11 protein-coding genes are annotated in these 13100 nt (G+C 61.4%); 6 read left to right on the forward strand and 5 right to left on the reverse strand.

Annotated features, from left to right (window positions below; translation table 11 throughout):
- Positions 1–41: 41 nt before the first annotated feature.
- Positions 42–1187: a YvcK family protein gene (locus tag M9924_17190; protein ID MCO5066130.1), complete on the reverse strand. Its 1146-nt coding sequence runs from the start codon at positions 1185–1187 to the stop codon at positions 42–44.
- Positions 1184–2575: a glutathione-disulfide reductase gene (gene gor / locus M9924_17195; protein ID MCO5066131.1), complete on the reverse strand. Its 1392-nt coding sequence runs from the start codon at positions 2573–2575 to the stop codon at positions 1184–1186. Before gor ends, M9924_17190 begins: the two co-directional genes overlap by 4 nt.
- Positions 2576–3118: 543 nt before the next feature.
- Here gor and M9924_17200 point away from each other — a divergent pair.
- Positions 3119–4396 carry a peptidoglycan DD-metalloendopeptidase family protein gene (locus tag M9924_17200; protein ID MCO5066132.1) on the forward strand — a complete coding sequence of 426 codons (1278 nt, stop codon included), beginning with the start codon at positions 3119–3121 and terminating at the stop codon, positions 4394–4396.
- A gap of 9 nt (positions 4397–4405) precedes the next feature.
- Here M9924_17200 and thrS read toward each other — a convergent pair whose 3' ends face one another.
- Entirely contained in the window at positions 4406–6373 is a 1968-nt protein-coding gene (thrS, locus tag M9924_17205) for a threonine--tRNA ligase (protein MCO5066133.1), read from the reverse strand.
- Positions 6374–6669: 296 nt separating this feature from the next.
- Here thrS and M9924_17210 point away from each other — a divergent pair, with 296 nt between their 5' ends.
- Positions 6670–8751 carry a tetratricopeptide repeat protein gene (locus tag M9924_17210; GenBank protein ID MCO5066134.1) on the forward strand — a complete coding sequence of 694 codons (2082 nt, stop codon included), beginning with the start codon at positions 6670–6672 and terminating at the stop codon, positions 8749–8751.
- On the opposite strand, the gene yidD is transcribed toward M9924_17210, so the two are convergent.
- On the reverse strand, positions 8729–9085 hold the full coding sequence (gene yidD / locus M9924_17215; protein MCO5066135.1) for a membrane protein insertion efficiency factor YidD: 357 nt from the start codon (positions 9083–9085) through the stop codon (positions 8729–8731). The two genes, M9924_17210 and yidD, sit on opposite strands and share 23 nt — an antisense overlap.
- A gap of 246 nt (positions 9086–9331) precedes the next feature.
- On the opposite strand from yidD, the gene M9924_17220 reads away from it, so the two are divergent.
- Complete coding sequence (locus tag M9924_17220) at positions 9332–10237, forward strand: LysR substrate-binding domain-containing protein (GenBank protein ID MCO5066136.1); 906 nt, start codon at positions 9332–9334, stop codon at positions 10235–10237.
- 9 nt (positions 10238–10246) lie between these two features.
- Here M9924_17220 and M9924_17225 read toward each other — a convergent pair whose 3' ends face one another.
- Positions 10247–10693 carry an iron-sulfur cluster assembly scaffold protein gene (locus M9924_17225; protein MCO5066137.1) on the reverse strand — a complete coding sequence of 149 codons (447 nt, stop codon included), beginning with the start codon at positions 10691–10693 and terminating at the stop codon, positions 10247–10249.
- 236 nt (positions 10694–10929) lie between these two features.
- Here M9924_17225 and folE point away from each other — a divergent pair, with 236 nt between their 5' ends.
- From folE to M9924_17240, 3 genes are all read left to right on the forward strand, one after another.
- Positions 10930–11568 (forward strand): GTP cyclohydrolase I FolE, encoded by a 639-nt coding sequence (gene folE, locus M9924_17230; protein MCO5066138.1) that lies wholly within the window; start codon positions 10930–10932, stop codon positions 11566–11568.
- A gap of 4 nt (positions 11569–11572) precedes the next feature.
- A complete protein-coding gene (hisI, locus tag M9924_17235) occupies positions 11573–11986 on the forward strand; it encodes a phosphoribosyl-AMP cyclohydrolase (protein MCO5066139.1) in 414 nt (137 codons plus the stop codon).
- Between the two features lie 105 nt (positions 11987–12091).
- Complete coding sequence (locus tag M9924_17240) at positions 12092–13051, forward strand: patatin family protein (GenBank protein MCO5066140.1); 960 nt, start codon at positions 12092–12094, stop codon at positions 13049–13051.
- Positions 13052–13100: the final 49 nt, after the last annotated feature.

Below are 13100 nucleotides of genomic sequence, written 5' to 3' on the forward strand. Positions count from 1 at the left end.
CCGCGTGCCAGTGTTAATTGTGACAGATGTCGACAGCGCGCTCAGCTCGTCTCGGCCAACCCGAGAATGGCGGAGGCTACTTCCTCCCCGTCATGCTGGCCGCGATTCCACGCATCCTCGAACTCGGAGGATATGACCGAAATACCGGCTTCGTAGCCAAGGTCCTCGATGCGCCCTTCGCGCAGGTAGCGGAAACGGCCCACCGTCTTGGCAAACGGAAACAGTTCGCGATTCGACAGGATGTGCGTCAGGAAAGGCGTCTCGCCCGAGGCGCGACGCATATGTTCCAGGAACACGCCGACCAGCCCGGCGAGATTGGCCCCGCGCGTTTCGGGACATTCGAGAATGTTGCCGATGAATATCCGGCGCGCGGTGCGGTTGGCAGCGAGCGCCTGCGGAACGCCCTGCACGAGCAGATGCGGCAGGATGCTGGTGTAGAAGCTGCCCGGCCCGAACACGATCGCATCGGCGCGCGCAATCGGCCCGAGGATCAGCGGATTTGCCTGCACGGCACCGGCGCTCACCTTGGCGCTGAGCGCAATGTCGCTGATGCCGAGCGCAGCCTCTTCGGCGTCGAGCGAGGTGACCACATGCTGGCCGAAGATTTCGTGGCCGCTGCCGAGTCGCGCGCTCAATTCCACGTCCGGCTGGATCGAGCTTGGCCAGACATGACCGCTGATGCCCAGCAGGCGGCGGAATTCAAGGATGGCGGCGTTGATGTCGTTGTCGTGCGCCAGATAGGCGCCGGTCAGGATGAAGTTGCCGATTGATCCGTTGCCGTAGTCGAAGCCGGGCGGAACCCGGCTCCCGAAAAGATCGAGATAGTGCAGGATCGTTCCGGCCAGCGTCTGGTCCATGCGTTGCAGGGAGGGGTGATCGCCGCCCGCGAAAAACCGGAACTCCGCTTCGGCTTCCGCAGGCCCGAGCGCGCTCGACAGCCGCGCGTTGAAGATCTTCACCACGTCGCCCGCCTTGCCCTCGCCATGCGCCATGGTCATGAGCGCCTGCCGGATGTCGCCGACCGGCAGCATGTGGAAGGTCTCGCGGATGCTCTTCGAACTTCCGCCGCTGTCCCATGCGGGCACGATGCGCGTCAGCGACGCGCCGCGACGGCTCAGCGCGATGTTGATGGAGCGGCAGGCGGTGCCGCCCGAAAAGAGAACGATGCGGGGCGCGTCGCCGCTCAATCGACCCTCTTGCCGTGACGATAGCCATATGTCGGCCTGTACATGGTGACGAGTTCCTCCGCCGCCGTGGGATGGACGGCCATGGTCCGGTCGAAATCCTCCTTGCTGAGCCCCGCCTTCAGCGAAATGCCGAGAAGCTGCGCCATTTCCCCGGCGTCCGGTCCAAGGATGTGCGCGCCGAGCACAAGGCCGGTCTGCGCGTCCACTACAAGCTTGGTCAGCATCTTCTCGTCGCGACCGGCCAATATGTTGCGCATCGGGCGGAAATGGGCGCGATAGACGTCCACGTCGTCGAAACGCTTGACCGCCCGTTCCTCGGAAAGGCCGACGGTGCCAATTTCGGGTTGCGAGAAAACGGCGGTCGGGATGACTTCAAGGTCCGGCTCGGTCGGATTGTCCTTCCACAGCGTCTCGATAAGGCACATCGCCTCGTGGATCGCGACCGGCGTGAGTTGCACGCGATTGGTGACGTCGCCGATCGCCCAGATGTTCTGCACATTGGTGCGCGAATAGCTGTCCACGACGATGTCGCCGGTCTGGCCGAGTTCGACGCCGACCTGTTCGAGGCCGAGCCCCTCCGTGTTCGGCGTGCGCCCGATGGCAAGCAGCACCTGATCGGCAACGATGGTCTCGCCGGTTGAAAGATGGCTTTCCAGCCGCCCGTCGCCGCGCTTCACCACTTCCTTCTGCACCGACTGGCAGATGATGCGGATGCCCTTCGCCTCCATCGCCTCGTGGAGAAGCTGGCGCAAATCATTGTCGAAGCGGCTGAGGATTTGCATGCCGCGATAGACGAGCGTGGTTTCCACCCCCAGCCCGTGAAAGATGTTTGCGAACTCGACGGCGATGTAGCCGCCACCCTCGATCACGATGGTTTTTGGAAGCTGCTCGAGGTCGAACACCTCGTTCGAGCTGATGCAATGTTCATATCCCGGCAGCGCCTTATGCGCGGCGGGCCTGCCGCCGGTGGCAATCAGGATCTGGTCGGCGGTGACGGTGCGGTCCTCGCCTTCGAGCCGGATCGTGTGACGGTCCAGAAGCGTCGCCCGCGACATGATCGCCTCGCCGCCTGCGTTCTCCACGCCCTTGCGGTATATCGCTTCCAGTCGGCCAATTTCCTTGTCCTTCCCGGCAATGAGCGCCGACCAGTCGAATTTCGCCGGTTCGACCGACCATCCATAGCCTTTCGCGTCCTCGAAATGCTCGGAATATTGGGAAGCGTAGACCAGCAGCTTTTTCGGCACGCAGCCCCGGATGACGCATGTGCCGCCGAAGCGGAATTCCTCCGCGATGCCGACGCGCTTGCCGAGCCCAGCTGAAACGCGCGCGGCCCTCACGCCGCCGGACCCGCCGCCTATGACGAAAAGGTCGTAGTCATAACTCGCCATAGGATTCCCTCAACCTGACAGACTCAAAAGACTTAGAGCGTTTCGCAGTTAGTTTGAAGCATTCTGCCGGCGACGGTTTGCGACAAGGCCAAGGGGTTTGTCGAAGGTCGGGCTGGTGGCCCGGACAAGACAAAGACCGAAGGATTTGGCGCAAACCGGCCCGGCCCTTCGGGTTTGCGTTTGGCGGGCACCCACTTCGTCATGCCGCTCGACCGGGCAACCAGCCCGTCCTTCGCGCCCTTCCTTGTGGACCGCCGCGCCAAAACGACAAACAGAATGATTCAAACTAACTGTGAAACGCTCTAGTGCATAGAGACGCGGCTTTGAAGGCTCAAAGGAACCAAATCGGATCGCCTCCGTTTGATCCGTGACGAACAGTCTACAGGAGGAAAATCATGGGTCGCAGTATATTGCTCTGGCTTCTCGGCGTGCCGATCCCGGTCATCATCCTGCTCTGGCTATTCTGGCATTGAGCCATGCCGCAAGGCCGGGTTGAAGCTCTTTATTAACCTTAATGGAGTGTAATCACGCCGTATAAGTTCGATGCGGCGTGAGAGCACTGACGTGAAAAACAAAGGCCAGCATTCAACCGTTTTCGGAAAGAAAAAAGAGCCTCACACAGTCATTATCGCGCGAGGCAGCCATATCCGGCATTTTACAATCCGGCCTTGGCTTGTAACTGCATTTGCAGGAACGCTGACCGCGCTTTCGATCGGCTATCTGGCTGCGACGGCCTATCTTGTGTTCCGCGACGACATCGTGAGCGCGGCTTCCGCCCGGCAGGCGCGCATCCAGCAGGCATATGAGGACCGCATCGCCGCACTTCGCGCGCAGGTGGACCGCATCACCAGCCGCCAAATGCTCGACCAGCAAATGGTCGAGACTAAGGTATCGGAGTTGATGGCCCGCCAGGAAGCATTGAACGCCCGGCACGGGAAGATCGGCGAAACCATATCCGAGGCAGCGGTAGAGCAGGATTCTCCCGCCATCGAGACACCGTCCATAGAGACGCCCGGCATGGACAAGCCGCAGGCCATGCTGGACAGCGGCGGACAGCCACTTGCCTATGGGTCCATGGGCGCGCAGCCGTTCTTGTCCGCAAGCAATGACGAAACCGCTGCAGACCGTGCGGACCGAAATTTCGTCGCGATCCACAAATCGCTGGAAGCCGTCGAGGCGGATCAGTTGCGCAAGCTCGACACGATGGCGACCAACGCCTATCGCGAAAGCTCCGTGCTCGGCGACGCATTGCGCACCGCAGGCGTCGACATCGAAGACGACTACGGCAAGGCCGATGTCGGCGGGCCGCTCGTACCGCTGGATCAGGCCGGCATATTCGACTCGAAGGTCAAGGAACTGGATGAAGCGCTTGACCGGTTGGGCGGCCTCAAGCAGGAGGCGCGCGCCCTGCCCTTCGCGAACCCGGCGCCCGGTCGCTCCGTTTCAAGCCGTTTCGGGGTCAGGACCGATCCGCTGCTCGGCACCCCGGCGATGCACTCAGGCATGGATTTTCGCGCACCCAGCGGCACGCCGATACTGGCGACGGGCTACGGCACCGTCACCGAGGCAGGCTGGAACGGCGGCTATGGACAGATGGTCGAGATCAAACACGCAAACGGCTTTGCCACCCGTTTCGGCCATATGAGCGCCATTCACGTGACCGTCGGCGAGCAGGTGAAGCCCGGCGACGTGCTCGGCGAAGTGGGCAGCACGGGCCGTTCCACCGGCCCGCACATGCACTACGAAATACGCCGCAACGGGGTGGCCATCGATCCCGCCGATTTCCTGGCGGCGGGCAAGCGGATCGAGCACTACCTGTAGAGGCCGCGCCTATTCGGCGCGGCGCAAATCCGGCGGAACAGCTTCGTCCTTGAGCATTGCCAAAGCCTCTCCCAACGCCATCGACTGCTGATCGCGCGAGCCCAGCCTGCGAATGTTGACAGTGCCCTCTTCGGCCTCGCGTCGACCGCAGACCAGAATGACCGGCACCTTCACCAGCGAATGCTCGCGGACCTTGTAGTTGATCTTTTCGTTGCGAAGATCGGCTTCCGCCGCCAGTCCGGCAGCCTTCAACTGCTTGACGACCGACGCGGCGTAGTCGTCCGCATCCGAAGTGATCGTTGCGACCACCACCTGCACCGGCGCGAACCACAGCGGAAAATGCCCGGAATAGTTCTCGATCAGAATGCCGAGGAACCGCTCCATCGAGCCGCAGATCGCGCGGTGGATCATCACAGGCTGCTTCTTTTCCGAATCCGCGCCGATATAGAAAGCGCCGAAACGCTCCGGCAGGTTGAAATCCACCTGCGTCGTGCCGCATTGCCATTCGCGGCCGATGGCGTCCTTCAACGTATATTCGAACTTCGGACCGTAAAAAGCGCCTTCGCCCGGCAGGATGCCGGTCTTGATGCGGCCGCCCGACTGCGCCTCGATGGTCTTGAGAACGTCCATCATCACGGCCTCGGCACGGTCCCAAAGCGCGTCGGAGCCGACGCGCTTGTCCGGGCGGGTCGAGAGCTTCACCACCACCTCGCCAAAGCCGAAATCCTCATAGACCGACAGGATCAGGTCGTTGATCTTGAGGCATTCCGCCGCCATCTGCTCGTCGGTGCAGAAAATATGCGCATCGTCCTGCGTGAAGCCGCGAACGCGCATCAGCCCGTGCAGCGCGCCCGACGGCTCATAGCGGTGGACGATGCCGAATTCCGCAAGCCGAATAGGCAGTTCGCGATAGGACTTCAGGCCGTGCTTGAAGATCTGCACATGGCCGGGGCAGTTCATCGGCTTGAGCGCGAAGATGCGCTTGTCCTCGGCCTCGTCGCCCGCCGACTGCACGGCGAACATGTTTTCCCTGTACCAGCCCCAATGGCCCGACGTTTCCCAAAGTGAATGGTCGAGCACCTGCGGCGCGTTGACCTCCTGATAGTCGTCGGCAAGCCTGCGGCGCATATAGGCGACAAGGTTCTGGAACATCTTCCAGCCCTTGGCGTGCCAGAACACGACGCCCGGCCCTTCCTCCTGGAAATGGAACAGGTCCATTTCGCGGCCAAGCTTGCGGTGATCACGCTTTTCAGCCTCTTCCAGCATGTGCAGATAGGCTTCGAGTTCCGCCTGCTCCGCCCACGCCGTGCCGTAGATGCGGGTCAGCATCGGGTTGTTCGCGTCGCCGCGCCAATAGGCGCCGGCCACCTTCATAAGCTTGAACGCGCTGCCGATCTGGCCGGTGGATGCCATGTGCGGCCCCCGGCAAAGGTCGAACCACTCGCCCTGCGCGTAAATCTTGAGGTCCTGGCCTTCGGGAATCGCGTCGACCAGCTCGACCTTGTAGCTCTCGCCCTTGTCGCGAAATACCTTCTTCGCCTTCTCGCGCGACCAGACCTCCTTGGTGAACGGCCTGTTGCGCGCGATGATCTCGCGCATCTTCTTCTCGATCACCGGAAAGTCGTCGGGCGTGAACGGCTCGTTGCGCGCGAAATCGTAGTAGAATCCGTTCTCGATCACCGGACCGATGGTGACCTGGGTGCCGGGCCACAGTTCCTGAACCGCCTCCGCCAGCACATGGGCAGCGTCGTGGCGGATAAGCTCCAGCGCGCGCGGGTCCGAGCGGGTGACGATCTCGACGCTGCCGGAAGCGGCAAGCAGATCGGAAAGATCGCGCAGCGAACCGTCCATCGTGTAGGCGACCGCCTTCTTAGCCAGCGACTTGGAAATCGACTCGGCGAGCTGCGCGCCGGTCAGCCCCGCGTCGTACTCGCGCACGGAACCATCGGGAAATGTGAGGGAAACATTCGACAAGATCATTCTCCTATCCAGTCCCGCATACGAACGCGGGTGGTCATGCGCCTTTTGCGCGGCGTTGCTTTAGCTTCATTCGCCCGATCCGTAAAGCCGATGACCTGCCGGCGGGCGCACGCACAAGCTGTGCATGAAGTAGGGCTTGCGATTACGCAGCGTATATATTTCTAATGTAAAATATGTAAAAGGTTAAAGCTCGCCATAGACCGCAACGATTCCAGACCATGTCACGCAGCACAGAATTGCAAGCACCGCCAGCGCCAGTCCGGGTCTCCATCGAAGAGGCCCTGCAAATTGCGATGACGCACGAGCAGCGCGAGGAAGTGGCGCAGGCACGTTCGCTCTACACGCAGATTCTCAAGTCCTTTCCGGAAAACTCGACGGCGAAGGACAGGCTCGAAGCGCTGTCGCGAAAGGTCGACCTGCCCCCGGAGCGGCTTGCGTCCCTTTTCGCGCTTTCCGAGCGCAAGGAATATGTGCAACTGGCGAAGAGCGCGATTGCGCTGATACGAGACTATCCGAACTCCTACATGCTTTGGGCGCTGCTCGGCTCTGCCGAACATGAACTCGGGCAGTTCGAGCACGCTGAAAAATGTGCGCGCAAGGCGTTGTCGTTTCGGCCGAGGAATGCGCTCGCGCACTACAATCTGGCAAATGCGCTGCGCGCACAGGACAAGGTTCAGGAGGCGCTGGAGTGCTATGCCGACGCGCTCAATCTCGACCCCAATCTCGCCATCGCCAATCACAACAGGGCAATGCTCCTGTTCAGGGAGGGCGACATCGAGGCTGCCCTGCACGAATGGAGGATCGCGAACGAAACCGCGCCCGATTTTGCGGAAGCGCACTATGGCAGCGGCATCTGCCTGTTCAGGCTGGGAAAATACGAGGAAGCGGTCGCTTCATTCCAGAGGGCCGTCGAACTCAATCCGAAGCTGGTCGAGGCCTATCTGGGCCTCGGCAACGCCTACAATGAACTGGGGGACCTGCCCAAGGCCGGTGAAGCGCTGGACATGGCGCTTGAACTCAACCCGGACGACAGTTCGGCGACCTCGCTAAGGGCGTGGATTCAGTCGAGGCTTTGTGACTTTGCGGGGGAAGCAAAGCCGATCAATCGCGCTGAATTAAACCCTTTCAGTGCGTTGTTTTATGAGGACGACCCCAAGGAACAACAGCTTCGCTCGCAGGCGTTCTGGCGCCAACTCGCCGGAGGCATCAGGCCATTTTCGGAATTGCCGCGCCCGAAATATCGCCCGGACCAGCTCAAGATCGGCTATTTTTCGGCGGACTTCCACGATCATGCGACGCTTCACCTGCTTTCGGGCGTGCTTCGCGAACATGACCGAACCGGCTTCGAAATTCACGCCTACAGCTACGGGCGGCAGGCAAGCGTGCAGTTTCGTGACCTGCTCAACCAGCGCAACCTGCATTTTCACTACGCGGAAGGTCTCTCGGACGAAACCTTTGCCGAACTTGCACGCTCACACCAGCTCGACATCGCGATCGACCTCAAGGGCTACACTGCCGAAACGCGGTCGCAGATATTCGGCTATCGCCTCGCGCCGATCCAAATGAACTATCTCGGCTATCCGAGCACGCTCGGAACGGATGTGTTCGACTACATCGTCGCGGATCGCATGCTGATACCCAGCCGCTATCGCAAGTACTACGATGAAAAGGTGCTCTACCTTCCGCACAGCTATCAGCCCAACGACAATCTGCGGCGGGCCGCCGACATCTCTACACCGCGCAGCGAGTTCGGGCTTCCCGAACGGGGCATGGTGTTTTGTTGCTTCAACAATTCCACCAAGATCAAAAAGGATGAATTCGACATCTGGATGCGCGTCCTCGCGCAGGTCGAAGGCAGCGTCCTGTGGTTGCTGCGCACCGATGACGGCATGGAAGGCAATTTGCGCAAGTCGGCCGAGGCCAGCGGCGTCGCATCCGATCGGCTGATCTTTTGCGACAGGGCGCCGCATGCGCTGCACCTCGCGCGCCACCGGCATGCTGACCTGTTTCTGGACACATTCAACTGCAATGCACACACCACAGGCAGCGATGCGCTGTGGGCCGGACTTCCCCTTATAACCATGGCAGGCAAGCAGTTTGCGGCACGAGTCGCCGCCAGCCTGCTCAATGCGGTTGGGCTGCCCGAACTCATCACGGAATCGAAAGAGGAATATGAGGCCAGGATCCTGCACCTGGCGACACACCGCACCGAGTTGCGGGAAATCCGGGAACGTCTCGCGCGCAACCGTTTCATTCATCCACTTTTCGATACGCGACGCTATACGCGCAACCTGGAGAACGGCTTTCGGCGCGCCTATGAGCGATATCTCGCGGGCGAGCCGCCAGCGGACATCAGGGTGCTGGATCAGAGTTGACGCGCCAATAACGCCATGGCGTGAACCAGTGGAAGCGCAAGCCGAGCCGCGCAGGCACGGGATCGATGCCATGGGTGCCCCATGGCCCGCACCGCATCACACGAAACGCGCCCATCCAGCCGCCCGCCCACAGACCATGCCGGGCAATCGCCTCATAGGCATATTCCGAGCAGGTGGGCATGTGGCGGCAGGAATTGCCGATAAACCCAGAAAGCGTGAGCTGGTACAGTCGCACCAGCGTAGTGCCGAACATGCGACCGGGGGTCTTGCGCCACGGCCCGTCGAAGTTGCGGGTTCGGCGAGCCACAGGCTTTGCATGTGCGTGGTCGTGCAAGACCCTTCTCCGGCTTTGTCAGTGCCTTGAACATATGTCCTCTCTTCGCGTGTTGCGAGGGCGTGGATCAAGGGGTGTCATTCCGCCGCTGCCGGCGACCGGCTGGAACGTGACGATACGGACGACTTCGCTGAGAATTTCGACAAATGTGCGCATGGCGACACCTCCTGGACAGGGAGTAAATGCCTGTTGGCAATTTCGCTCAAACGAGTATATTTTCGCCGTCGCATAACTTGAGATTATCCGATGAAACGCGGTCGGTTGCCGCTTACGGCATTGCGCAGCTTCGAGGCCGCCGGACGCCATTTGAGCTTTAGCCGGGCGGCGGATGAGCTTTTCGTCTCGCAGGCCGCGATCAGCCGGCAGGTAAGGGAGCTTGAGGACCTGCTCGCCGCGCCGCTTTTCCGCCGCCTGCATCGCAAGGTCGAACTGACCGAAGCCGGTTCGGCCCTTCTCTTTCGGATAACTGCAAGTTTCGACACGATCGATGCGGCGTTGACCGAGATCCTCCAGCGGGGCGGCCCGAAAGCCGTGCGCGTGAGCGTGGAACCGGCGCTCGCATCGAACTGGCTCGTGCCGCGCCTGAACAGGTTTCGTGACTTGCGCCCCGATATCGATGTGCTGATCGATGTGACACCTCGCGTCGTCGATTTTCACGGCGGCGGCCCGGACCTCGCCCTGCGCTACAGCGCGGAGCGCAGCTCGTGGCCGGACACGAAGGCTGAACACCTGCTGACGCTCCACGACACGCCGATGCTATCGCCTGAACTCCTCCGCGCCGGGCAGAACCTCACGTCGCCAGCGGACCTGAGAAATTTCGCGCTTCTACACGAAGAGAACCGCCGCTATTGGGACCGATGGTTCGAGCTGGCCGGGGCAGGCCCGACGACGGAACCGGCACGCGGGCCTTCGCTCGCCGACATGGCGCTGGTGTTGCAGGCTGCCGTCAGGGGTCACGGCGTCGCGCTCGGCTGCACGTTCCTGGCGCATGACGATCTGGTGTCGGGCGCGCTGGTCGCCCCGTTTCCCGTGAAGATTGCGGCGGGCAATTATTGGCTGGCTGCGCGTGACCTCGACGCACTGGCCGAGCCGGCGAAGGCATTTGCGGACTGGGTGCGGGCGGAATTCGCCGCGTTTCGACCGTTGATCTAGAGGCAGGATCTAGGCCGCCTGCCCTTCCCTCTTGCGTTCGATCTGGCCGATGGCATCGACCACGGCGTCGAATGTCAGCATGGTCGATGCATGCCGCGCCTTATAGTCGCGCACCGGCTCAAGATACTTCAAATCGGCGAAGCGGCCTTCGGGTGGCGAGCCGTTTTCCTTGAGCATCTTCAACATCGTTTCGCGTACGGCACGCAGTTCCGACGCTGTCGCGCCGACAACATGCTCCGCCATGATGGCCGACGAGGCCTGCCCGAGCGCGCAGGCTTTGACGACATGCGCGAAATCGGTGACCACATCGCCCTGCATGGCAAGGTCCACCGTGACGGTCGAGCCGCACAGTTTGGAATGCGCGGTTGCGGTTGCGTCCGCGTGCTCAAGGCGGCCCGTGCGCCCGATATTTCCGGCAAAACCGAGAATTTTCGCGTTGTAGACGTCGTTGATCATGATTTTTCCGCCCTGTCGCGGCTGGACGAAACGTTTGTCGCGTTCCGACACCTATCTTTCGCCTTGTTCGATCCTATATAGTGCTCCGGCTTCCTGCTGGACAAGGCTGACGAAGGTCTTGATGGCAGGGAACCGAAAACTGTGCTGATTTCGGGCCTGAAATCCAGAAAAGACCCGCAGACAGGCTGCCGTTCAACTCGTTCCTTCTGCGAAAGGAACTACGGGAGACGCTTATCATGGACGCCGCAATCAAGAAGATGCTTCCTTCCACCTATATGGACAGGCCGGTAACGGATCGTCCGACACAGGAGGAGGCAGAGGCAGCCGTGCTGACCCTGCTCCGTTGGGCGGGCGACGATCCGAACCGCGAGGGGCTGGTCGACACGCCGAAGCGCGTGGTCAAGGCCTATCGGGAAATGTTCGAAGGCTATGACAAATGCGCTGCCGACGAGCTTGGCCGCACCTTCGAGGAAGTTGCGGGCTATGACGACATGGTGGTCATGCGCGACATCAGCTTTCACTCCCATTGCGAGCATCACATGGTGCCCATCATCGGCAAGGCGCATGTCGGCTACCTGCCCGACGGCAAGGTCGTCGGCCTGTCGAAGCTGATCCGCGTCGTGGAGATTTTCGCGCACCGCCTGCAAACGCAGGAGGCGATGACGGCGCAGATCGCGAATGTGATTCAGGACGTTCTCAATCCGCGCGGCGTCGCCGTGATGATCGAGGCGAACCACATGTGCATCGAAATGCGCGGCATCCGAAAGCAGGGCTCCGTCACCACTACCTCGACCTTTACCGGCACATTCCGGGACAACCCGGAGGAGCAGGTGCGGTTCGTGTCGATGATCAAGAACGGCATCGTCGTGGGCTGACCGGATGGCATCGCTGACATTTGAAACGCCCCCCGCGGACAAGGCCGCGCTGGAGGAAGGCGACCGCTTCACGCCCAAGTTCGACGCAAGCGGCCTGTTGACGGCAGTGGTTACGGACGCCGACAACGGCGAATTGCTGATGGTGGCGCATATGAACGCCGAGGCGCTTGCGCTGACGCTGGAAAGCGGCATCGCCCACTACTGGTCCCGCTCCCGCAACACGCTGTGGAAGAAGGGGGAAACCTCCGGAAACCTGCAAAGCGTGCTGGAGTTGCGCACCGATTGCGATCAGGACGCACTTTGGCTCAAGGTGCGTGTTGCCGGCGATGGCGCCACCTGCCACACCGGGCGACGCTCCTGCTTTTACCGCAGCGTACGCCTTTCGGACGGCAGTACTGTCCTCAAGGTCGAACGGTAACGCTGAATCTCCGATGGTCAGACTATTTCATTCGACTGGCCATTTGCATTTGTGTTTCTAATACTCAAATACCCTTTAGCGGGCTTGGGACATGGAGTGTAAGTGATGCTCGAATGGGCATCGTTCCGGCGGGCCGATGTCCGGGAAGCCGACGGCGTTGTCTCGGCGGGCGGACTGGCCGGAACGAAGAAGATGAAGCCGGGCGTGGCGCTCGCCCTCGGCGGCGGAGCCGCGCGGGGCTGGGCGCATATCGGCGTGCTGCGGGCGCTTGACGAGGCCGGGATCGAGATTTCCATGATCGCCGGAACCTCCATCGGCGCGCTGGTTGGCGGATGCTATCTGGCGGGCAAGCTCAACGAGCTTGAGGAATTTGCGAGGAGCCTGACAAGGCGGCGCATCTTCGGCCTGCTCGACATCACTTTCGCCTCCAATGGTCTGTTCGGCGGCATGAAGCTCAATGCCCGCATGAAGGAACACATGAACGGCATGCGCATCGAGGACCTGCCGAAGCCGTTTGTGGCGGTGGCGACCGAGATCCGTACCGGCCACGAAATCTGGCTGAGCGAAGGTGCGCTGATCCGGGCCGTTCGCGCATCCTATGCATTGCCCGGCGTATTCGAGCCGGTGGAATGCGATGGCCGCATCCTTGTCGACGGGGCACTGGTCAATCCCGTTCCCGTATCGGTGTGCCGCGCCTATGAGCAGCCGCTGGTGATCGCGGTGAACCTGCACTACGACAATTTCGGGCGCTCCGCCGTCTTGAAGCACAGCGCGGGCGAATTGCTGATTGAGAAGAACGGCAATCCGAGGGACACGAAGGACACGCCGCCGACGCAGGCGAGGCTTGGCGTCACAGGCGTCATGGTCGAGGCGTTCAACATCATACAGGACCGCATTTCGCGCGCCAGGCTGGCCGGCGATCCGCCGGACATGTCGCTGCAACCCAAGCTCGGACATATCGGCCTCGCGGAATTCCATCGCGCAGACGAGGCAATCGAGCTTGGCTATGAAAGCACACTTGCGCGCATCGAAGAGGTAAAGCGGCTTCAGGCCGTCATGGTTTGAGCTTCGGGACTTGTTCCTGCCACCCTTCGCGTCGTATAGATTCCCCGTG

It is taken from the genome of Rhizobiaceae bacterium, assembly GCA_023953835.1.
Taxonomy (GTDB): domain Bacteria; phylum Pseudomonadota; class Alphaproteobacteria; order Rhizobiales; family Rhizobiaceae; genus Mesorhizobium_G.